Origin of the sequence: Sphingopyxis sp. (assembly GCF_051861155.1) — a bacterium.
Classification (GTDB): domain Bacteria; phylum Pseudomonadota; class Alphaproteobacteria; order Sphingomonadales; family Sphingomonadaceae; genus Sphingopyxis.
Window position 1 is genome coordinate 30,952 of the sequence record NZ_JBHYDE010000011.1, and the last position, 20,578, is coordinate 51,529.

The 20,578-nt window shown below is 66.8% G+C and carries 21 protein-coding genes; 10 read left to right on the forward strand and 11 right to left on the reverse strand.

Features of this window, described 5'->3' with window-relative positions; genetic code table 11:
• Positions 1-6 precede the first annotated feature (6 nt).
• Positions 7-873, reverse strand: coding sequence for a 30S ribosomal protein S2 (gene rpsB / locus ACTIFP_RS16820; RefSeq protein ID WP_439569842.1), 867 nt, complete (start codon positions 871-873; stop codon positions 7-9).
• A 312-nt stretch (positions 874-1,185) separates the two neighbouring features.
• Here rpsB and ACTIFP_RS16825 point away from each other — a divergent pair, with 312 nt between their 5' ends.
• On the forward strand, positions 1,186-1,446 hold the full coding sequence (locus ACTIFP_RS16825) for a hypothetical protein (RefSeq protein ID WP_439569843.1): 261 nt from the start codon (positions 1,186-1,188) through the stop codon (positions 1,444-1,446).
• Here the strand turns inward: ACTIFP_RS16825 and ACTIFP_RS16830 are convergent.
• Both ACTIFP_RS16830 and ACTIFP_RS16835 read right to left on the reverse strand, forming a co-directional pair.
• Positions 1,430-2,203, reverse strand: coding sequence for a CDP-alcohol phosphatidyltransferase family protein (locus tag ACTIFP_RS16830; protein ID WP_439569844.1), 774 nt, complete (start codon positions 2,201-2,203; stop codon positions 1,430-1,432). The two genes, ACTIFP_RS16825 and ACTIFP_RS16830, sit on opposite strands and share 17 nt — an antisense overlap.
• 1 nt (position 2,204) lies before the next feature.
• On the reverse strand, positions 2,205-2,939 hold the full coding sequence (locus tag ACTIFP_RS16835) for a phosphatidylserine decarboxylase (RefSeq protein WP_439569845.1): 735 nt from the start codon (positions 2,937-2,939) through the stop codon (positions 2,205-2,207).
• A 169-nt stretch (positions 2,940-3,108) separates the two neighbouring features.
• Between ACTIFP_RS16835 and ACTIFP_RS16840 the strand changes: the two genes are divergently transcribed.
• Together ACTIFP_RS16840 and ACTIFP_RS16845 are read left to right on the forward strand one after the other, a co-directional pair.
• Positions 3,109-4,323: an NADP-dependent isocitrate dehydrogenase gene (locus ACTIFP_RS16840; protein ID WP_439569846.1), complete on the forward strand. Its 1,215-nt coding sequence runs from the start codon at positions 3,109-3,111 to the stop codon at positions 4,321-4,323.
• A gap of 64 nt (positions 4,324-4,387) precedes the next feature.
• Entirely contained in the window at positions 4,388-6,169 is a 1,782-nt protein-coding gene (locus tag ACTIFP_RS16845) for a cation:proton antiporter domain-containing protein (protein ID WP_439569847.1), read from the forward strand.
• Here ACTIFP_RS16845 and ACTIFP_RS16850 read toward each other — a convergent pair.
• Positions 6,166-9,099 (reverse strand): M16 family metallopeptidase, encoded by a 2,934-nt coding sequence (locus ACTIFP_RS16850; protein WP_439569848.1) that lies wholly within the window; start codon positions 9,097-9,099, stop codon positions 6,166-6,168. The genes ACTIFP_RS16845 and ACTIFP_RS16850 overlap by 4 nt on opposite strands.
• A gap of 87 nt (positions 9,100-9,186) precedes the next feature.
• On the opposite strand from ACTIFP_RS16850, the gene ACTIFP_RS16855 reads away from it, so the two are divergent.
• A complete protein-coding gene (locus tag ACTIFP_RS16855; RefSeq protein ID WP_439569849.1) occupies positions 9,187-10,044 on the forward strand; it encodes a carbon-nitrogen hydrolase family protein in 858 nt (285 codons plus the stop codon).
• A 178-nt stretch (positions 10,045-10,222) separates the two neighbouring features.
• Here the strand turns inward: ACTIFP_RS16855 and ACTIFP_RS16860 are convergent, their stop codons facing one another.
• On the reverse strand, positions 10,223-10,450 hold the full coding sequence (locus ACTIFP_RS16860; protein WP_439569850.1) for a hypothetical protein: 228 nt from the start codon (positions 10,448-10,450) through the stop codon (positions 10,223-10,225).
• A 171-nt stretch (positions 10,451-10,621) separates the two neighbouring features.
• Entirely contained in the window at positions 10,622-11,419 is a 798-nt protein-coding gene (locus ACTIFP_RS16865; RefSeq protein WP_439569851.1) for an NUDIX hydrolase, read from the reverse strand.
• Between the two features lie 108 nt (positions 11,420-11,527).
• On the opposite strand from ACTIFP_RS16865, the gene ACTIFP_RS16870 reads away from it, so the two are divergent.
• Entirely contained in the window at positions 11,528-12,157 is a 630-nt protein-coding gene (locus ACTIFP_RS16870) for a DUF4126 domain-containing protein (RefSeq protein ID WP_439569871.1), read from the forward strand.
• Positions 12,158-12,260: 103 nt separating this feature from the next.
• Here ACTIFP_RS16870 and ACTIFP_RS16875 read toward each other — a convergent pair whose 3' ends face one another.
• The 3 genes from ACTIFP_RS16875 to ACTIFP_RS16885 form a co-directional block, all read right to left on the reverse strand.
• The gene (locus ACTIFP_RS16875; RefSeq protein WP_439569852.1) at positions 12,261-13,484 is read right to left on the reverse strand and encodes an NAD(P)/FAD-dependent oxidoreductase; all 1,224 of its coding nucleotides are present in this window, start codon (positions 13,482-13,484) and stop codon (positions 12,261-12,263) included.
• Positions 13,485-13,600: 116 nt separating this feature from the next.
• Positions 13,601-14,392 (reverse strand): LytR/AlgR family response regulator transcription factor, encoded by a 792-nt coding sequence (locus tag ACTIFP_RS16880; RefSeq protein ID WP_439569853.1) that lies wholly within the window; start codon positions 14,390-14,392, stop codon positions 13,601-13,603.
• Positions 14,380-15,513: a sensor histidine kinase gene (locus ACTIFP_RS16885; RefSeq protein ID WP_439569854.1), complete on the reverse strand. Its 1,134-nt coding sequence runs from the start codon at positions 15,511-15,513 to the stop codon at positions 14,380-14,382. The genes ACTIFP_RS16880 and ACTIFP_RS16885 overlap by 13 nt, the downstream gene beginning before the upstream one ends.
• Before the next feature lie 107 nt (positions 15,514-15,620).
• Here ACTIFP_RS16885 and ACTIFP_RS16890 point away from each other — a divergent pair, with 107 nt between their 5' ends.
• Positions 15,621-16,064: a response regulator transcription factor gene (locus ACTIFP_RS16890; protein ID WP_439569855.1), complete on the forward strand. Its 444-nt coding sequence runs from the start codon at positions 15,621-15,623 to the stop codon at positions 16,062-16,064.
• A gap of 241 nt (positions 16,065-16,305) precedes the next feature.
• Here ACTIFP_RS16890 and ACTIFP_RS16895 read toward each other — a convergent pair whose 3' ends face one another.
• The gene (locus ACTIFP_RS16895) at positions 16,306-17,385 is read right to left on the reverse strand and encodes a hypothetical protein (protein WP_439569856.1); all 1,080 of its coding nucleotides are present in this window, start codon (positions 17,383-17,385) and stop codon (positions 16,306-16,308) included.
• Complete coding sequence (locus tag ACTIFP_RS16900) at positions 17,382-18,020, reverse strand: ankyrin repeat domain-containing protein (protein WP_439569857.1); 639 nt, start codon at positions 18,018-18,020, stop codon at positions 17,382-17,384. Before ACTIFP_RS16900 ends, ACTIFP_RS16895 begins: the two co-directional genes overlap by 4 nt.
• A 169-nt stretch (positions 18,021-18,189) precedes the next feature.
• Between ACTIFP_RS16900 and ACTIFP_RS16905 the strand changes: the two genes are divergently transcribed.
• The 4 genes from ACTIFP_RS16905 to ACTIFP_RS16920 all read left to right on the forward strand — a co-directional run bounded on the left by ACTIFP_RS16905 (position 18,190) and on the right by ACTIFP_RS16920 (position 20,578).
• On the forward strand, positions 18,190-18,627 hold the full coding sequence (locus ACTIFP_RS16905) for a lysozyme inhibitor LprI family protein (RefSeq protein ID WP_439569858.1): 438 nt from the start codon (positions 18,190-18,192) through the stop codon (positions 18,625-18,627).
• 16 nt (positions 18,628-18,643) lie between these two features.
• Positions 18,644-19,072, forward strand: coding sequence for a hypothetical protein (locus ACTIFP_RS16910; RefSeq protein WP_439569859.1), 429 nt, complete (start codon positions 18,644-18,646; stop codon positions 19,070-19,072).
• A 75-nt stretch (positions 19,073-19,147) separates the two neighbouring features.
• Positions 19,148-19,585, forward strand: a complete 438-nt coding sequence (locus ACTIFP_RS16915; protein ID WP_439569860.1) for a DoxX family protein — start codon at positions 19,148-19,150, stop codon at positions 19,583-19,585.
• Positions 19,586-19,939: 354 nt separating this feature from the next.
• The gene (locus ACTIFP_RS16920; RefSeq protein WP_439569861.1) at positions 19,940-20,578 is read left to right on the forward strand and encodes a LuxR C-terminal-related transcriptional regulator; all 639 of its coding nucleotides are present in this window, start codon (positions 19,940-19,942) and stop codon (positions 20,576-20,578) included.

Genomic DNA, 20,578 nt, shown 5'->3' on the forward strand with positions numbered 1-20,578 from the left:
GCGCGCTTAGGCGTCGCTCTGACGTTCGGTTTCGGCCGCGGCTTCGGCGGGGACTTGCTCGTCCTCGGTCACCGGAGCAGCTTCGACAGCCGGGGCTACTTCGGCAACCGGAGCGGCTGCTTCTTCGACGAGGACGGGTTCGGCGGTCGGTTCGACTGCAGCGCCCAGATCTTCGCCGCGGTTCGCGCGGGCCTGCTGACCGCCACGCGTCGCGGCCTGCGCGATCGCATCGCAATACAGGCGGATGGCACGCGCGGCGTCATCGTTCGCCGGAACCGGGAAAGCGATGCCGTCGGGCGACACGTTCGAATCGAGGATCGCGACGACGGGGATGCCAAGGACATTGGCTTCCTTGATCGCCAGCTCTTCCTTGTTCGCGTCGATCACGAACATCACGTCGGGAATGCCGCCCATGTCGCGGATGCCGCCGAGCGACATTTCGAGCTTGTCGCGTTCGCGGGTGCGGTTGAGCACTTCCTTCTTGGTCAGGCCCGAGGTGTCGCCCGAAAGCTGTTCCTCAAGGGTCTTCAGCCGCTTGATCGAGTTCGAGATCGTCTTCCAGTTGGTGAGCATGCCGCCCAGCCAGCGATGGTTGACGAAGTGCTGACCCGAAGCGCGCGCGGCGTCGGCGATCGGACCCTGCGCCTGGCGCTTGGTGCCGACGAACAGGACCTTGCCACCGGCGGCCGACGAGGCGACGAATTCGAGCGCGCGCGCAAAAAGCGGCACGGTCTGCGACAGGTCGAGAATGTGGATGCCGTTGCGCGCACCGAAAATATACGGCTTCATGCGCGGGTTCCAGCGGTGGGTCTGGTGGCCGAAGTGGGCGCCAGCCTCGATAAGATTCTGCATCGTGACGACAGGTGCCGCCATGGTCTTTCTCCTTCCGGTTGGTCCTCTGGAAAGCAAGAACCAGGTGTCGCAAGCGACGATCCCGGCACCGGTTTATGTGCGCCTTCCATGTGGAATGCGCGGGCCGTTAGCGGCGTTGGCCGCCAAAAGCAAGCGCCGAGCGCCGCTTTGGGACGAAGCGTGCGCGCACCCCGCCATTCGATCCGGCGCCAATCTGACTCCGTTCGTCGCAAAACATTTGAGAACAAAACAAGAACATGCAACTAAAAGCCAAGCGAAACCGTCCTTTGCTATGGACAAGGTTTCGTCAACGAAAACCCGGAAGGACAGATCATGGTTCAGGTCGCAGCCGCACTCCTCTTCGCCCTCGCCGCCGGACTCGGCATCACGGTGATCCTGGCCATGCTGAAAGCGAATGAGACGGCGATTCTCTCGGCGCTGCTCGGCGAAGGCGCCTTCGCGGCCGATACCGCACCGCAGCCTGGCCCCGCGACGATCATCAAGCTCCGCCCGTCGGCACCCCGCCGCCACATCGCGCGCACCACCGTCACCCGACCCCAGCGCGGCCAGCCGCAGTTCAGCCGCGCCGCCTGACCTTCGCATAGCTGGCGAGCCCGAACGGCAGCGTCGCGGCATAGATGGCGCAGACCGCCAGCAGCGTCAGCCACGGCGCGGTCACCAGCGCGGCGCCGAGCAACCCCACCCCCGCCAGGGCGAACAGGCGCCACGACCGGCGCAGGCGGATCGAGGCCCAGCTGTAGGTCGGGATCGCCGAGATCATCAGCATCGCAACGCTCAGCGCCCAGGGCATCACGACATACCATTCGCGGAACAGGTCATTGCCCGTCGTCAGCCACAGATAGACAGGGACGAACGACAGACCGGCGCCCGCCGGGGCGGGAATGCCGGTGTTGAAGCCCGCCGACTTGTGCGGCTGAAAATCCGCATCCATGCGCGAGTTGAAGCGCGCGAGGCGCAGCGCGCAGCAGACCGCGAGCGCGAGCGCCGCGGTCCAGCCGAATTTCGGCGCGTCCTGAAGCGACCACAGGAACAGGATCATCGCGGGCGCGACGCCAAAGGCGATGACGTCGGACAACGAATCGAGTTCGGCGCCGAATTTGCTCTGCGCGCGCAGCAGGCGGGCGATGCGCCCGTCCATGCCGTCGAGCACCCCGGCAAAGATCACCGCGGCGATGGCGAGTTCAAACTGGCCGCCAATCGCAAAGCGTACCCCGGTCAGGCCAAAGCATAGCGCCAGCACGGTGATCGCATTGGGGGCAAAGGCGCGCAGGCTGATCCCGCCGATCCGGCGCCCCGCGGCGTCGGGGATGATCTGCTGGTCGTCGCTCACCCTATTGCCCGATGCCGTCGATCATGTCGGCGCGGCCGATCCGCGCGACGACGGTTTCACCCGCCAGCGTCCGCTGTCCGAGCAGCACTTGCGGCGTCGTTCCCGCGGGCAGATAGACATCGACGCGGCTGCCGAAACGGATCAGCCCGACGCGCTGGCCAGTGGCCAGCTCGTTACCCATGGTGACGAACGGCATGATCCGCCGCGCCACCAGCCCCGCGATCTGGGTGAAGCCGATGCGCACCCCGTCGGCGCGCTCGACGACGAAATGCTGGCGTTCATTCTCCTCGCTCGCCTTGTCGAGGTCGGCGTTGAGGAATTTGCCGGGGATATAGACGAGCTTGCGCAACGTTCCTGCGACGGGAGTGCGGTTGATATGGACGTCGAACACGCTCATGAAAATCGACACGCGCAGCATCGGCGCATTGCCCAGCCCGTCGGGGCCGGCAATCTCGGGCGGCGGCGGCACTTCGGCGATCTGGGTCACCAGCCCGTCGGCGGGCGCGATGACCATATCGCCGGCCGTCGGGGTCACGCGCACCGGATCGCGGAAAAAGGCACCGACCCATAGGGTCACCCCGAACATCAGCCAGCCGACGATTTCCCAGCCGAGCAGCCAGAAGCACAGAGTGACGATGCCAGCGATGAGCAGGAATTTGCGGCCTTCGGGATGGATCGACGGCCATTGCCATTTGATGCCGCCACCGGGGCGGTTGGAAGAGATGATGTTGGACATGGCCGTTCTTCTAGGGTGCGCGCCTGACACTGACAATGGATAAGGCAGCGGCGGGTTCCATCCCGCCAATTGATCAACTGCCGGGGTTCCACCACGCCCATTGATCAATGGCGCGGCTTTGCCTAAGGCCCGCTGCAACTCCGACTCCCCAAGGATAAAGGCGTACAGCATGGGCAAGATCAAGGTAGCCAACCCGGTCGTCGAACTCGACGGCGACGAAATGACCCGGATCATCTGGCAGTGGATCCGCGAACGGCTGATCCTTCCCTATCTCGACATCGACCTGCATTATTACGACCTCAGCATCGAAATGCGCGACCAGACCGATGACAAGATCACGGTCGATGCCGCCAACGCGATCGCCAAATATGGCGTCGGCGTGAAGTGCGCGACGATCACCCCCGACGAACAGCGCGTCGAGGAATTCGGCCTGAAGAAAATGTGGAAGTCGCCGAACGGCACGATCCGCAACATCCTGGGCGGCGTGGTGTTCCGCGAGCCGATCGTGATGCGCAACGTCCCGCGGCTCGTCCCCGGCTGGACCGACCCGATCGTCGTCGGGCGCCACGCGTTCGGCGACCAGTATCGCGCCACCGATTTCCGCGTCCCCGGCCCCGGCAAGCTGCGCTTGGTGTTCGAGGGCGAGGACGGCCAGATCATCGACGAAGAGGTGTTCCAATTCCCCTCGTCGGGCGTCGCGATGGCGATGTACAACCTCGACGATTCGATCCGCGACTTTGCCCGCGCCAGCCTGAACTATGGCCTTGCGCGCGGCTGGCCGGTGTATCTGTCGACCAAGAACACGATCCTGAAGGCCTATGACGGCCGCTTCAAGGATCTGTTCGAGGAAGTGTTCAACGCCGAATTCAAGGAACAGTTCGACGCCGCGGGCATCGTGTACGAACATCGCCTGATCGACGACATGGTCGCATCGGCGCTGAAGTGGAGCGGCAAGTTCGTCTGGGCCTGCAAGAATTACGACGGCGACGTCCAGTCGGACACCGTGGCACAGGGTTTCGGCTCGCTCGGCCTGATGACCAGCGTGCTGATGACCCCCGACGGCCAGACCGTGGAATCGGAGGCCGCGCACGGCACCGTCACCCGCCATTACCGCATGCACCAGCAGGGCAAGGCGACGTCGACCAACCCGATCGCGTCGATCTTTGCCTGGACCGGCGGCCTGAAGCATCGTGGCAAGCTCGATGGCAATGACGCGCTGATCAAATTCGCCGACGACCTGGAAAAAGTCTGCGTCGCGACGGTCGAAAGCGGCAAGATGACCAAGGATCTGGCGCTGCTGATCGGCCCCGACCAGAATTGGCTGACCACCGAAGGCTTTTTCGAGGCGATCGTGGAGAATCTCGAAGCCAAGATGGGCGCGTAAGCAAGCGTTTTACTTGAGATAGACGTCTAGCCAATCGGGGCCGGCCTGCATAAGGTCGGCCCCTATGGTATCGGAAACAGAAACATCGGCCATCGGCAACGCGCTGGTGGTGCTGGGCGCCGCGGGCATCGTCATCCCGGCGTTTGCGCGCTTTCGCCTGCCCCCGGTCATCGGTTTCATCCTTGTCGGCCTGCTCGTCGGACCCTCGGGGCTCGGCGCGCTCGCCGGCGATTACCCGTGGCTGAAGCATGTCACGATCGGATCGACCGAGGACATCGCGCTGTTCGCCGAATTCGGCATCATCCTGCTCTTGTTCTCGATCGGGCTCGAACTGTCGTTCCGCCGCCTGTGGTCCTTGCGCAAACTGGTGTTCGGGGTCGGCGCCGCCGAACTGCTGCTCAGCGGCGCGATCCTCGGCGGCGGGCTGTGGCTGCTCGGCAGCCTGTCGACCCCCGCCGCCTTTGGCCTGGGCATCGCGCTGGCGCTGTCGTCGACCGCGCTGGTGCTGCCGATGGTCGGCACCAAGTCCGCGGTCGGCCGCGCCTCTTTCTCGATGCTGCTGTTCGAGGATCTGATGATCGTCCCGATCATCTTCATCCTCGGCGCCTTTGCCCCCAATGCCGCGGGCGACAGCACCGAATTGCTGCTCACCACCCTGTGGCAGGGGGTGCTGGTGGTCGCGGTGCTGGCCGTCGCGGGCTGGTTCCTGTTGCCGCGCATCTTTGCGCAGGCGGCGCGCGCCAAGGATCCCGAGCTGTTCCTCGCCGCCAGCCTGCTGGTGGTCATCGTCGCCGCGCTCGCGACCGCCACCGTCGGCCTGTCGCCGATCGTCGGCGCGCTGCTCGCCGGGCTGATGATCGCCGAGACCGAATATCATGGAGAGGTCGAGGCGATCACCGCGCCGTTCAAGGGGCTCGCGCTCGGGGTGTTCCTGATCAGCGTCGGCATGGGGCTGAACCTCAAGACGATCGCGCAACAATGGCCGATGCTGGTCGCGGCGGTGGTCGGGGTGGTCACGGTCAAGGCGGTGGTCACCGCGCTGCTGCTGCGCTTTTCGGGCGCGCGCCGCGGCACCGCGGCGGAGGTCGGCCTGTTGATGGCGAGCCCGTCGGAAACGACGTTGATTGTCCTCACCGCGGCGCTGACCGCAGGGCTGATCGACCCCGAAACCGCCAGTTTCTGGCAGCTGGTCACCGCGGTCGGGCTGACCATCACCCCGCTGCTCGCGCGCATCGGGCACGACATTTCGCGGCGGATCGAAATGCGCAGCGGCGACACCCCCGCCGAAGAACCCGCGACCGCACGCACCGTGATCGTCGGTTTCGGCCGCGTCGGGCGCACCGTCGCCGAACTGCTGCGCGAACATGGCCGCGCCTATATCGCGGTCGATGCCGACATCGATACCGTCGCGGCGGCGCGGCGCGACGGTTTTTCGGTGCGGTTCGCCGACGTCGCGCGCCCGGGCAGCCTCGACAAGCTGGAGATCGAAAGCGCCGACGCGATCGTGCTGACGATGGACGATCCGGTCCAGCAGCTGCGGATGACCAAGCAGATGCGGCTGAAATATCCCGACCTGCCGATCATCAGCCGCGCCCGCGATGCCGACCACGCTGCCGCGTTATATCAGGCGGGGGCGAGCGATGCGGTGCCCGAAACGCTCGAAAGTTCGCTGCAACTCGCCGAAGCGGTGCTGATCGACCTGGGGGTCGCGATGGGGCCGGTGATCGCGTCGATCCACGACGTGCGCGCCAAGATGCGGCGCGACATCATGACCAAGGGCGATCTGGACCGCGAACCGCGCATCCGCAAGGTGCGCGCGCCGGCGACGGGCAGCGAAACCGCCTAACGCCCGCCAGCCGCGGGCGTCGTCGCCGCGCCGAGCGCCGAGGCGTCGGTCAGCGTCATCCCCTTGGGCAGGATCGCCAGCGACCATTGGCGCTGCGGCGTCAGATATTGCCGTGCCAGCCGCTGGACATCGGCGGCGGTGACCGCGGCAATATCGTCCTGCATCGACAGCGCCGCGGCGGTGACGCGCGGATCGCGCGTCGCGCCCTCCAGCAGGAACATCCAATAGACGTTGCCGGTCGACGCGCGCGCGACCTGTTCGCGGATCGGCACCGCGTTGCGCGTCAGTTCGTCGGCGCTGACCGGCCTGGCGACCAGATCGGCGGCGATGTCGCGCGCGATGCCATAGAAACGGTCGAGATCCTTGGGCGCGAGCAGGCTGCCGACGAGCAGGTAGCCGCCGCTGTCGAAGCCGGTCGGCCAATGGCTGTCGACGACCGGGCCATAGCTGGCGCCCTGTTCGGCGCGGAGCCGGTCGAACAGCCGGTCGTTGAACACCGCGGCCAGCACCTCCAGCCCGCGGGCATCGCGCGGATTGGCGAGGCCGCCGCCGGTCGGCCACGCGGTCATCGCCGCCGCCTGTCCCTGTTCGCCGCGATGATAGGCGATGTCGGGAACCGTGACATGCCTGGCAAAGCCGACGCGCTGGCCGCTTTCCGGCGCCAATATCTGGCGGGGCGGCAGCGCGCCGAGCGTGTTTGCGAGGATCTGGCGATAGTCGACCGCTTCGAGGTCGCCGAAAATCTGCACCTCGATCGGCCCGCTGGCGAGCCGCGGTTCCCAAAAGGCGCGGAAGGCGGCGGGGGTCAGCGCTTCGATCTGCGCCTTGTCGGGTGCCGCCCAGCGCGCGTCATTGTTGGTCAGCCAGCCGCGCAGATTGCGGTCGAGCACCGCATTGGGGGTGGCGTCGTTGAGGTCGTAACCGGTGAGATACCCGATGCGCAGGCGCTCGATCGGCGCCGCGTCCCAGCGCGGCTGCGCCAGCTTGCCCGCGATCAGCCGCATCTGGTCGGCGAGGTCGGCGGGCTTGCTTTCCGCCGACAATTCGAACGCATCGTCGTCGATCGCAAAATTAAGCTGGATCTGGCGGCCGTTGGTCAGCTGGTCGATCTCATTCTGCCCCCACGGCCCGATGCCGCTGGCGACCAGCGCATAATCGCCGGTCCAGAGCAGGTTGGGCGCGTCGGCGGCGACGCTGCGGTTGCCGGTGCCGAAACGGACGTTGACGCGCACCTTGCCCGGTTCGACCTTGTTGTTCGACACCAGCGCGGTGACGCCATTGGCGAACTCGATCCGTTCGGCGCGCAGGCCGAGCAGGCTGTTGGTCGCGGTGATCGTGCCGGGCGTTCCGAACGCGGGAAGCTGCTTGAAATCGGCCTGCACCGTCGCCAGCCGGTCGTCGCGCGCGGTGACCGGCGCCTTCAGCGCCGCGAGCACCGCGCCATTGCCGCCCGCCGCGGTCGGGGTGGTCAGCACGGCGCGGGTGACCGGCGCGGCGAAAATCGCCTTGCTGATCTCCAGCATCACCTTGGGCGTCGCCGACGCACGGATCGCCTTGAACATATCGACCTGGCCCTGCGGGCTGGTCACCGTTTCGCCGATGTCGACCGCGCGCACCATGTCGTCGGCCAGCCGCGCGCCGGGTTCGTTGCGCGCATTTTCCCATTCCTTGCGCAGGAACGCTTCGATCTCGTTCGCTTCGCGGTCGATGTCGGCCTGCGACGGCGGCGTGCTGACCGCATCGGCGATCACCCCGCGGACGTCGGCGAGTGCCGCCTTCCAGTCGCTCAAGGGAACGATCGACGCCATGGTCACATCGGCGCTGCGGCTGACATATTGCTGTTCGACGGTGGCCACCAGATAGCTGCCGCCGCTGCGCGCGCGGTTTTCCAGCCGCCGGTTGACCAGCGCCTGGGCAATGAATTCCAGATAGAGCCGCCGCGTGTTTTCGACCGTGTCGATCCGTTTCTGCCATGGGCGCACCATCGCCAGCGTCAGCGCGAGCGGCTGGTTGGCCTCGACGATCTCGAGCGCCGCCGACGCCTTGGCATCGGGTTTGCCGAAATCGGGGTCGGCCGGATTCGGCCCGTTGCCGCGCCAGTCGCCATAATATTTGGCGACCAGCCGCGCCAGTTCGGCGGGTTCGGCGTCGCCGACGATCACCACCACCGCGCGTTCGGGGCGGTACCAGCGGTCGTGGAACGCGGTGACCGAAGTCGCGCTCGCCTGGCCCAGCGAGGCGGTGGTGCCGATCGGCGAGCGGTCGCCAAGCAGCTGGCCGGCGAACAGATGCGCGTTGGTCGCGTCGCCGATCCGTTTCTGCGGGCCGTCCGATTCGCGCAGTTCGGCCATCACGACGCCGCGCTCGGCGGCGACCGCCAGTTCCGAAATACGCGGCTCACGGACCATGCCCGCCAGCAATTTCATGCTTTCGTCGAGGTTGGCCGGGGTCACGCTCGGCAGGTCGAGCTGATACACGGTCTGGGTCGGAGTGGTCTGCGCGTTCGAATCGCTGCCAAAGGTGACCCCGAACCGCTGCCAGATACGCTTGGCCTCGCCGTCGGGGATATGTTCGGAGCCGCGAAAGGTCAGATGTTCGAGCAGATGGGCGTAGCCGCGCTCCTGCTCGGTTTCGAACATCGACCCGACGTCCATGCGGACGCGGATCGACACCTGCCCCGGTGGGACGCCATTGTTGCGCACGGCATAGCGGACACCGTTGGGCAGGACGCCGAACTGCCATGCGGTGTCGCGCGGAATGTCGCTGCCGGCATAGAGCCAGTCGCCGCTTGCCGCCTGGCTGGTCGTTGCGGCGGGTGCTGTCTCGACCTGCGCACTCGCCGCGAGCGGGGCCAGCAGCAGCGCGGCGGCACCGGCGAACAGACAGGAACGGGAAAAACGAAGCGGCAGGCGCGCGGGAAAATAGGACATTGCGCCATCTTAACCGCTTCGAACCTTGCTGGCCACTGAACTGTCGCGGCGCTTGTCCTGCCCGCAGCGTCGGTTTAGCCAGATGCGATGACAACCACCCTGCCCTCGCCGCCGATCGCCGCGCTCATCCAGATGACCAGCGGCATCGACCCCGCGGCCAATCTGGCGACGATCGACCGCGCGATGGCCGATGCCGCCGCGGGCGGGGCCGCAATGGCCTTTCTGCCCGAAATGTCGCTGCTGCTCGATCGCGATCGGGCGCGGTCGGCGGCGCATATCGTCCGCGAAGCCGACAGCCCGTGGCCGACCGCGTTACAGGACATGGCGCAAAAACATGGCCTGTGGCTCCATTCGGGATCGATGCCGCTGCTCGCCGACGACGGCGAGCGGCGCGTCAACCGCAGCCATGTGATCGCCGCCGACGGCAACATCCGCGCGCGCTATGACAAGATCCACATGTTCGACGTCACGCTGCCGTCGGGCGAGAATTGGACCGAATCGGCGGCCTATGCGGGGGGCGATGCGCTCGTCGTCGTCGACACCCCGCTCGGCGCGCTCGGGCTCAGCATCTGTTACGACCTGCGCTTTCCCGAACTGTATCGCGCGCTCGCCGATCGCGGCGCGGCGCTGATCGCGATCCCCGCCGCCTTCACCGTGTCGACCGGCGAGGCGCATTGGCATGTGCTGATGCGCGCGCGCGCGATCGAAACCGGCTGCCATGTCCTGGCCGCGGCGCAAAGCGGCGCGCATCCGGACGGCCGGTCGACCTATGGCCACAGCCTGGCGGTCGATCCGTGGGGCGCGGTGCTGGTCGATGCCGGCGCGGCCCGCGACGAGGCGGGTTATCGGGTGATGCTGGCGCCGATCGACCCCGCGGCGGCCCAGCGCGCGCGCGCGGCGATCCCGTTGGCGCGTTCGCGGACGATGCGGAACATCGCGCTTTAGTTTGATGCGTTTAGGCTACTAGACGCGTCATTGCGACCCCGGCGACAGCCGGAGTCGCAATGACGATTCCAATTGAAGCCACCCCCGCGCAGATCACCGCGCGAACGAAGTGCATAGACGCGCAAAAGGCCCCGAGCAGAGCTCGGAGCCTTTTGGTATCAGTATCGATCAGCCGTAATTACGGGCTGGTCGGCGAGTCGTCGTTGTTGTCCGACGCGATGATGATGCCACCAACGATCGCAACGAGGGCGAGAACTGCGATGATCCAGCTGGTGCTGCCTTCCAGCTCGCTCTGGCCGTCAACGGCCGAAGCGGCACGGGCTGCGGGAGCGGCCGACGCGGCAACCGGGGCTGCAATCATCGAGGTCGCTGCGAGGGAGATCGCAGCCTTCTTAAGCAGGTTCATCATATTCTCCGTCCACTGGATTAGTCTTGTCGAATCACACCGGAGGAACCCCGGTCTGCTTCTGCAGCGCCGTCTTAGGCACAGCGTTCAGCAAATGCAACGACGATTTGCCCTAGCCCGCCAATTCTTACCAAATTGCTAAATAGAGGGAAAGTTGTTGCAAAAAGGCCACTAGCCGCGGCGAACACGCTCAAAGGATTCGCTGGTCACGGGGTAGCCCAGATGCCCCGGAATACATAAAAAGGCCTGCCCGTCGCGATCTTCGATCCACGGCGTGATCAGTTCGACCGGAAACTGATCCGAATGCTGGGAAAAGCCCGTAAAATCCGTGACCTGCGCCAGGCGCTCAAGGTTGCGGCGGGTCGGAAAAATGACCGACACCTCGCCGCGGTCGGCCATCGCCAGCGTCTGGTGCGCGCTCGCCCAGAAAATATGGCTGTGCTCGGCCTCTTCGACGGTCAGTTCGTGGCTGTGCGGCGGCGCCGTAACCGCATAGAATCGCGTGTCAAACGTCCGCGCCTCTTTGAAATTGGGGCACCAGCGCGCGAAGGGCACCAGCGATTCCAGCGCAATTCCGTCGCCGCGCGCCGCAAGGATGTCGGACAATAATGTCCCGGCGAGCAACGCCTCGCGTACCGCCGCAACATCGCGCTCCGCCAACGCCGGCCAGCCGACCGCCAGCCCGGTTTCCTCCAGCGTCTCGCGCAGCGCCGCGACCCGCGCCGCGCCGTCGGCTTCGTCCAGCGCAGGCGCGTGCTGGCGGGCGACGAGATAATCGTCGGGATCGACCCGGCCGCCGGGAAAGACGACCGCGCCCGCCGCAAAGGCCATTGTCGTCGATCGCTTGACCATCAGGATCTCGTCGGCGCCGCCGCTTTCCGACGGGCGCATGATGACCAGCGTCGCGGCGGGAATGGCGCCTTCAGGCAAGATTTCAGGGGGGGCGGACGGCGGCGCGACATTGGTCATCCCCAGGCGATAACCCTGCGCCGCGCGCTTGTCATCCTTGTCATCTCGCCATTGCGGGGCCGCGAGCGCGGGTGCAAGAAGGGCATGAACTGGACGGGGAGCAGGATATTGGGAATCGTCGAGATTTTGGGCGTCGCCGGCAGCCTGAGCCTCCTCGCCGGCTGGCGGCTCTACCTCACCATATTGGCGACCGGCACCGCGATGCACTTTGGCTGGCTGCCGATGCCCGAACATCTCGCCGCGTTGCAGGTGCTGGCGAACCCCTGGGTATTGGGGGTCGCGGCGGTCGGCACGCTCGCCGAATTCCTGGCCGACAAGATCGCCTGGGTCGATTCGATCTGGGACATGGTGCACAGCGTTATCCGCCCGCTGGGCGGCGCGCTGCTCGCGCTCGCGCTCGTCGACGCGTCCGATCCGACCTGGCAGGTGATCGCCTTCCTGCTCGGCGGCGGCGGCGCGTTGCTGAGCCACGGCGCCAAGGCGACGACGCGCGCGGTCGTCAATGCCAGCCCCGAACCGTTCAGCAATGCGGTGGTGTCGACCGGCGAGGATGTCGCGACCGGCGGCCTGCTGGCGCTGGCGATCGCCTATCCGCCGCTCGCGATCGTCATCGCCATCGTCATGGCGATCGCCGCGGTCGTGGTGATCATCGCGCTGCGCCGCCTGCTCCGCAATATCAAGGCGACGCTGAAGCGCGCGCTGGGCGACGAGCCGCCGGGCGAATTGCCATTGGCTTAGCTTTAGAAATTGTCATTGCGAGCGAAGCGAAGCAATCCAGAGCGGTTTACGCACACGCTGGATTGCCGCGTCGCTTCGCTCCTCGCAATGACGAGGATTTCAATCAACCGGCCAACAGTTCCTTGAGCGGCGTTTCGGTGTCGGCGAGCTGCTCGGCGCTGGCCATCAGCCCGGCGGTGACGATCATCCGGCCCTGGACATAATCTTTGGTGGCATTGACGCAGTCGATGGCGATCACCTTGCCCGCCTTCAGATACACGACCGAGAAGCTTCGCGTCGCAGGATCGCCGCGCAGCACCGCGCGATCATGGCCGGTCGACAGGCCCGCGGTCTGGAGCTTGAGGTCATATTGGTTCGACCAGAACCATGGGATGGCATGGTAAGGCGCCTCGTCGCCGACGATGCCCTTGGCGACGACGTTCGCCTGGTCGTTGGCGTTCTGCACCGATTCCAGCCGGATGCACGCGCCCTCGGCAAAGTCATTCTCGTGCGCAGCGCAGTCGCCGATCGCGTAGATGTCGGGCAGGCTGGTCTTGCACAACCGATCGACCAGCACGCCGTTGCCGCCCGCGGCGCCCGCCGCGATCAGCGGCTGGGTCGCGGGAACGATACCGATCCCGACGATGACCAGATCGGCGGCGATAACCTCGCCGTCGGCGAGCCGGACGCCGGTGACATGGGTGTCACCCTTGATCGCTTCGACCGCGACGCCAAGCCGGAGGTCGACGCCATGCTCGCGGTGCTCGCGTTCGTAGAAGCGCGACAGCTCGGTCCCCGCGACGCGCGCCAGCACCCGGTCGAGCGCCTCGAGCAGGATCACTTTCTTGCCCGCCTTGCGGAGCACCGCCGCCGCCTCAAGCCCGATATAGCCGCCGCCGATCACGACGATCTGGCCCGCGGTTTTGGACGCCGCCTTCATCGCATCGGCGTCGGCGCGGGTGCGCACCCCCTGCACGCCGGGCAGGTCGCCGCCGGGGATCGGGAGCATGCGGGGGCTGCCGCCGGTCGCCCAGACCAGCTTGCCATAGCCAATCGTCTCGCCGCCCTCGGTCGTCACCTTATGGCCCGCGGGATCGACCGACACGACGCGCTGGCCGAGCAGCATCGTCACCTCGCGCTCGTCCCAATATTTGGCGGGGCGCAGCTGGATGCGTTCAAATTCCTTCTCGCCCGCGAAATATTCCTTCGACAGCGGCGGCCGTTCATAGGGCAGCTCGGGCTCGTCGCCGATGATCGCGATGCTGCCCGCGAACTTCTGCGTGCGCAGCATGATCGCCACCTGCGCCCCGCCATGTCCGGCGCCCACTATCACCACGTCGAAGTGCATCGCGTCCTCTCCCGCTGCCCGTGCGTGCGTCCCTTGCATGGCGTGCGGCGTGAGACAAGCAGCGGCGGCCTGATGGCGGGGAAAGAAAAACTTGGCGGCGTGCGCGGCGCGGCCGGTCAGTCGCGGCGGGCCAGCCGGGCGCGGATCGCCGCGGTATAGGTGCGGCCAACGCGCAGCTCGGTGCCGTCGCCGAGTACCGCAATCAGCGAGTGGAACTGGCCCCCCTTGACGCGTTCGACCGCGTCGAGACGCACCATTGTGCTGCGGTGAATTCGCTGAAATTGAAACGTCGGCAACAGCCGCTCGAGCGTTGCCAGATTTTCATTATACAAATAGCTATTCCCGTCGGCATGGACGCGGACATAGTCGCGTTCGGCACTGATGTGCGAGATGCGTTCGGGCTTGATGCGGACATATTCGCCGCCCGCGCGAACCCACAATTCGCCCAACTGATTGCGGGTTTCAGGCTCCGTCGCGCGCAAGGTGGCGACGACCTCTTCCAGTTCACGGATGCGGTCTGCGCTTTGCTCTTGCTCGACCGCCATGCGGGCGCGCTCCATTGCGGTCTGGAACCGTCCAGCCTCGATCGGCTTGGTGACATAATCGACCGCCCGCGCGTCGAACGCGCGCAGCGCCTGGTCGCTGAACGCGGTTACAACAACAACCGCCGGGGCGGGATCGGGCAAATGCCGCAGCAGGTCGAAACCGCTGCCGCCGGGCATCCGGATGTCGAGCAGGATGATGTGGCACGCCGCGGTGGCCAGCCATTCGACCGCTTGCGCGACATTGCCCGCCTGCCCCACCTCGCCGACCCACGGCAGCTGCTGCGCCAGCCGCACCGCACGGCGCCGCGCCAGCGGCTCGTCGTCGACGACCAATATCGCCAGCCCCGCCATCAGACCGCCCATGGCAGCCGGATTTCAGCGCGGAACAGCGCGGGCGTCAGCCTGGTTTCGAACGAGCTGGCGGCGCCGAAACGCGCCGACAGCCGTTCGGCGACATTGCGCAGCCCGATCCGGCTGCCCGGTCGCGCGGCGCCTTCGTCGATCGAGCAAAGATCATTTTCGACCCGGATGCCCAGCTGGTCGCCATCGCGCCACGCGGTGATGCGGATCCCGACTTCGCCGGTGCAGGGCTCGACGCCATGTTTAACCGCATTTTCGACCAGTGGCTGGAGCAACAGGTTCGGGACCAGCGCGTGCAGCGCGGCTTCGTCGACGTCGATCGTGAACCGCATCCGGTCGGGAAAACGCTCGCGCTCGATCTCGAGATAATCCTCTTGCAGTTCCAGCTCGGCGGCCAGCGTCACGTCCTTCATCGGGTCGAGTTCGAGCGTCTGGCGCAGAAAGGCCGACAGCGACACCATCATCCGCTGCGCGCGCGCGGTCGCCCCCTCCTCGACCAGCCCCATCGCCGAATTGAGCGTGTTGAACAGGAAGTGCGGATTGATCTGATAGCGCAGCGCGCGCATCTGCGCCGACAGCGCCTCTTCGCGGGCGAGCGCCAGGCTGCGTTCGCGGTCGCGGACGTCGAAGCTGTAGATCATCGCGACATAGAGGCACGACCAGCCGAAAAACATCGCGGTGCTGGAAATCATCGTATGTCCGAACTGGACATTGTCGAACGCCCACATCGCCGGGCGCGCCATCGCGAGATAGATGAAAATGTCGACGACGCTGTAGATCGCCGCCGCCAGGATCGAGAAGGTGAAGGCGATCACCACCTTGATGAAAATCGACGCCGCGCGCAGCCGAAAGAGCAGCGCGGTGACCACCAGCGTCAGCGCCGCGCCGAAGCTGTTCAGCACCACCTTGCCGAACGCCGATGCGATCGGATCGGTGCCAACGATGCCCCAGAGCAGGCTGTCCGAAACCAGCACGCACAGCCAGAACAGCGCCGCAAGCTTGACCGTCGTCGCGGTGATCGCGCGGCGTTCGTGCACCGGCGCGGGCGGCGATACGGCGGGCGAACGCGCGCCATCCGGCGGCGGCGCGTCGCTTTTCGCCGCGCGATCCCGAACGCTGGTCATCGCCGACAAGCCATTGGTAGAAAACCCCACCCGTTCATTGTGCCCGACAAGCCAATCGCCGGTTTCCCCCTCATCCTTCGGTGCCATTGCGATAGCATCGCCGCGCCATGAAACATATCGACCCGTCATTTTACCCCGCGCCGCACGCGGCCCTGGGCGCCTTCGACCCCGATGATCGCACCATCGTGCTCGTGACCGTATCGCGCTATCGCGGCGAAGATGCCATCGCGCGTATCAAATCGGCCCTCCCCGGCTCTGACATCATCAACCTGTCGCAGCTGTATATCGACCGGAACCTGGGTGACCATGACCATGGCACCAAATCGCCGGTCGCGCTGCTGACGCTGCGGCAACAGGAAATCCTCGACTATCTGCTCGGCGGCTTGTCGAACAAGGAAATCGGGCGCAAGCTTGGCCTGTCCCATTTCACCGTCCGCAACCATGTGTCGAATATCCTGCGGATCCTGAATTTTCCTTGCCGCCGCGAAATGCGGCGCTCGCTGGGCGTCGATCGCTCCGCGCCGACCTACCCCATTTCGCTGGTCGCATAGCGCGCGGTGCACGGCTCCGGGCACCGCGTCGCGGCGGATCGCACCCCGAGCGCGACGCACCTCGCCGCGTCGGCCATGCCCGACCGCAGTCGGCGCCCGTCCCGGCGCAAGACAAAAGAATAACAGCCCCTGCATCGATGCAATCCTGTGGAAACTATCGACGCCCCGACCCTAGCCGAGCTTGGCGGCCAACCCAATCGGGCGCGTGAACCAGTACACGCGCGGCCCGCGCCGCCGCGACCTAATGCCGAGGCGCGCCGCAGCGCGGATCACCGGGCGCGACAAATTCCAGCCGCTCGATCACCGCAAAGCCGAGCGGCGCCTTGTCGCCGGCCGCAAAACGGATCTCCAGCCGACTGCGTTTCTCGCGGCCCAGTTCGACCAGCCAGCTCCCGTCTTCGCGCACCCCCGGCGGCGCATAGGGCGGCCCGACGCCGCGGCTGGGATAGAAGGTCAGGCCGGTTTCGTGCAGCAGCCCCGCGGGATGCTCGCGCGCGTCGCCGGGATCGCTGCGCTGCATTGGCGCCTGCGGCCCCGACAGCGTCACCATCGCCTCGCCCCGCATCAGATAGGACGCCCCGGCGGTCAGCGATTTCCACGGCCGGCGCAGCCTTTCGCCCGCGTGGAACGCAAAGCCGACGCCGCCCGCGCAATGAAAACCCGGCCCTTCATCGGGCGCCGCGGGATAGAGGCCGGCGTAATAGGGGTTGTCGAACGACTGCACGAACCCGGCGGCACCGGGATCCAGCGTCCCGCGCGCTAGGTCGGCGGGACGGACACAGCCGGATGCGCCCGCGGCGTTCGTGCGGAAGCGTTCGAGGATCGCCTTGTCGGCGGCGCTGCCGTCGAACGCGGGCGACCCGACGATCAGCATCGCCATCATGCCGTCCGGCGACGCGGCGTTCCCGCGCGTCTGGACTGCATAACGCACGCCGCCCTCGCCAAAGCCTTCGCGCGCATGGACCGCATCGCGCGCCGCGCCGTCGGGCAGCTCGCCCGAATAGCGAAAGGCCAGCGTCATGTCCTTCAACGCAAAGACGCCGTGCCGGGCGACCCCGCCGCCCGTCGACAGCGCCAGATGCGGCAGGACCACCGGCGTCGCCGCGATCACCCCATGGTCGCCGATCACCCGAAAGATGCTGCCGACGACATGCACCGCCTCGTCCGGTCGCACCGCGATCGACAGCTCGCCCTCGCAGATCGACAGCGGACCATAAGCGCCATATTCGGGTGGCGGCGGCGGCGGCAGGGTCGCCCGCGCCGCGCCGCCGGGCAGCAGCGCGAGAGCGGCAAGCAGGGGCAGGAATTTCTGTCCGGTCATGGTGTTTTCGTCTCCAATGCTATGCCGTGGCGGCGCAGCCACGATGCGACGTCCCGCCGTGCCTGCAGGGTGTCGGCCTCGAGCAGTTCGTCGGGGATCATGAACAAATAACGCTGAAATGTCTGCCGCTGCGCGTTGCGCGCCAGGGCGGGCGCCCCGGCGTCGAGCAGCGCCAGCACGCGCCGCGGTTCGTTGATCTGCGCCGCGACATGCAGCGGCGTGTTGCCCATCCGGTCGGCCAGCGCCACGCTGGCCCCCGCGGCGAGCAGCATCGCGAACTGGCGGTCGCGTTCGGCGAGCATCGCGGCGACCAGCGGGGTGCGTCCGTTGACATGGTTGGGCGTATCGGGGTCCAGCCCGCGCGCCAGCAACAGCTTGAGAACCGCCGGATCGCGCGTCGTTGCGGCGGCGTGGATCGCGGTGTTGCCATCGCGGTCGGGCAGCAGCGGGTCGGCCCCGGCATCGAGCAGCCTGCGAACCTCGCCCGGGCGGGCGCCCGCGGCGATCTGTTGCGAAATGCTCGGGGCGGCTTCGGCGGCGCGAACCAGCGCGCTGGCGCCGACGGCGACGATACACAGCCAGACCCAGAGCAGCTGGACCGCCACCGTTGCGCGTCGCTTGTTCGATACCGCCATCGGGCCGACATCCGCCGCGCGCCCGCAAAAACAAAGGCACGAAATGCACCGGTACGCCGCCTGCCCTGCCGCGCCACCGCGGCGCGCCCTATCCCACGCATCGCCGATCGCGCGGTTCGCCGCGGCCGATGGCCGGGCGGCAACGATGTCGAAACGGGAGAGCGATCGGATGGCAAAGCGTCATATTGGGCACCGGCTGCTCGCTGTCCTGGGCCTGGTCGCGGCGGGTGCAGGCAGCGCGGCGGCCGCGGCGCCCGCCCCCGAAGATCGCTCGCCAGCGTTTCGTCAGTGCGTCCGCGACAGCGGCGGGGTGACCGCAGCGATGCGGGCGTGCATGGCGGGCGAGTATCGCCGGCTCGATAAGGCGCTGAATGCCGCCTATCGCGGCGCGCTGCGCCGGTCGCCCGGCGATACCGCGCGGGCGCGGCTGCGCGATGCGCAGCGCGCCTGGCTGAAGGATCGCGAGGCGATTTGCCGCGCCGAGGTCGAACGATCCGGGATGGCAGGCGGCACCGGCGGCCTGTTGATCGAAGACAGCTGCCACCTGCGCCTGCTGTCCGAACGCACCCGGTGGCTGGAAAGCCAGCCGCCGACCGCGGTGCAATGAAGGATCGACCGGATTCATGGAAATGACCGACGCGGCCAAGCTGCTGTTCTTTTCGGGCGCCGCCTCGATGCTCTTTTCGACCTTCCTCGGCTTCCTGATGCTGGTGCCGATGCAGCCATGGGGCCGCCAACTGCTCAGGGGCATGAATTTCAAACAGTTCGGCGCCGCGCATCTTGACTGGCTGATGCTCGGGCTGATGCAGGGGCTGGCCGGGGGGCTGGTGACGGTCTTCGCGATCGCCCCCGAACCGCTGGCGGTGTGGGCGATGGTGTTCGGCGGCTGGCTCAATCCCCTGGCCTATGTCTTTCGCGCCTTTGGCGTGAACGCCTTTGCGTTCGAGGGCGGCGCGACGCAAAGATTGGCGGCGGCGCTCGGGCTGGGGTCGAGCCTAGCGATCGCTTACGGCTGGGTGTCGATCCTTGCCGTCTGCTGGGCCGCGTGGTGACGAGACGCGGCCGCTGACGATGCACCGGTGCCTCGCCCGCGTTGCGACGGCGCCCGCGGCGTGGTGAGCAGGCGCATGCGAACGACGATTGCCCGATCCCATGCGTCGCGCGGCCTGATCCGCCCGGCGCTGCTGTTCGCCCGCGTCGCCACCGCGGGGCTGTTCATGGCGCATGCCGTGGTGCGGATCGCCAACGGCACCATCCCGCAGTTCGGCCAGTTCATGGAAGCGCAGGGCTTTCCCGCCGGCGAAGCGCTGGTGTGGTTGATCACGATCACCGAATTGATCGCCGGCGCGCTGCTGATCATCGGCCGTTTCGTCCGTCCCGCTGCCGCCGCGTTGATGGCGATCGCGGTCGGCGGCATCGTGCTGATCCACCGCCACTTCGGCTGGTTCGTCGGCGAACATGGCACCGGCGGCATCGAATATAGCGCCGCGCTGATCGTCCTGCTGCTGCTGATCATGGCCGACGATCGCGACCGGCACCAGCGCCGCGCTGGCTTTATTCTCTAGACCCCATAATGTCGGGCGCCACCGCGACCCTATCGGCGCGGCGGCGAAGGGCTAGCACATTTCCGGCAGTTGCGCGTGGCTGCCGACTGGGCCAGCTTTCGGTGTCGATTCCGGGTGCCGCACGTCCGGCGATTTGCACGGGGCAAATGCGCCGAAGCGGCAACGTCCTGAGCTTCTGGTCCGCCAAAGGGTCGCTTGGTGGCGAAGGGGCTCGCAGCGATGCGAGCCCCTTCCTATTTCGCCCCCAAAAAAGGCGAACCGGTACGTAAAGAAACTGGAATCGCGCGCCGCGTTGCGCGACCAAGCCTCCACTTCCGCCGACCATTGTCGGCGGCAGCGGAGTTTCAGCGCGCCATGCAGATGCCACCCGCCGAGCGAATCTTGGTTGCCGACGACCACCCCATTTTCCGCGATGGGATGTGCCGTCTGGTCGGCGGCGCCTTTCCGCGCGCGGACATTGTCGAGGCGGGCAGCATCGACGAGGTCATGGCGCTCGTCGAGGATGGCGCCGCGCCCGCGCTGTTCATCCTTGACCTGATGTTCCCCGGCATGGACCCGCGGGCCACGATCGCGGCCCTGCGCGGCCGGTTTCCGACGTCGTCGCTGATCATTATTTCGATGACCGACGATGCCGAAACGATCGCCTGTGTCATGCGGCAGGGCGCCGACGGCTTCATCGGCAAGGCGATGCCGTCCGACGCGATGCTGGCGGCGATCAAGGCGGTGCGCAGCGGCGACACCATGGTGCTGGTGCCCGAAACGGCAGCGATCGCGCCGCCGCCGCCCGCGCGGCCGCGCGGCCAGGAATTCACGCCGCGCCAGCGCGACGTGCTGTCGCAACTCGCGATGGGCAAGACGAACAAGGAAATCGGGCGCCAGCTCGACATATCGCCGTTCACCGTGCGCATCCATGTGTCGGCGTTGCTGCGGATCCTGAACGCCAATACGCGAACCGAAGCCGCGGCAAAGGCCAATGCAATGGGGCTTCGATAG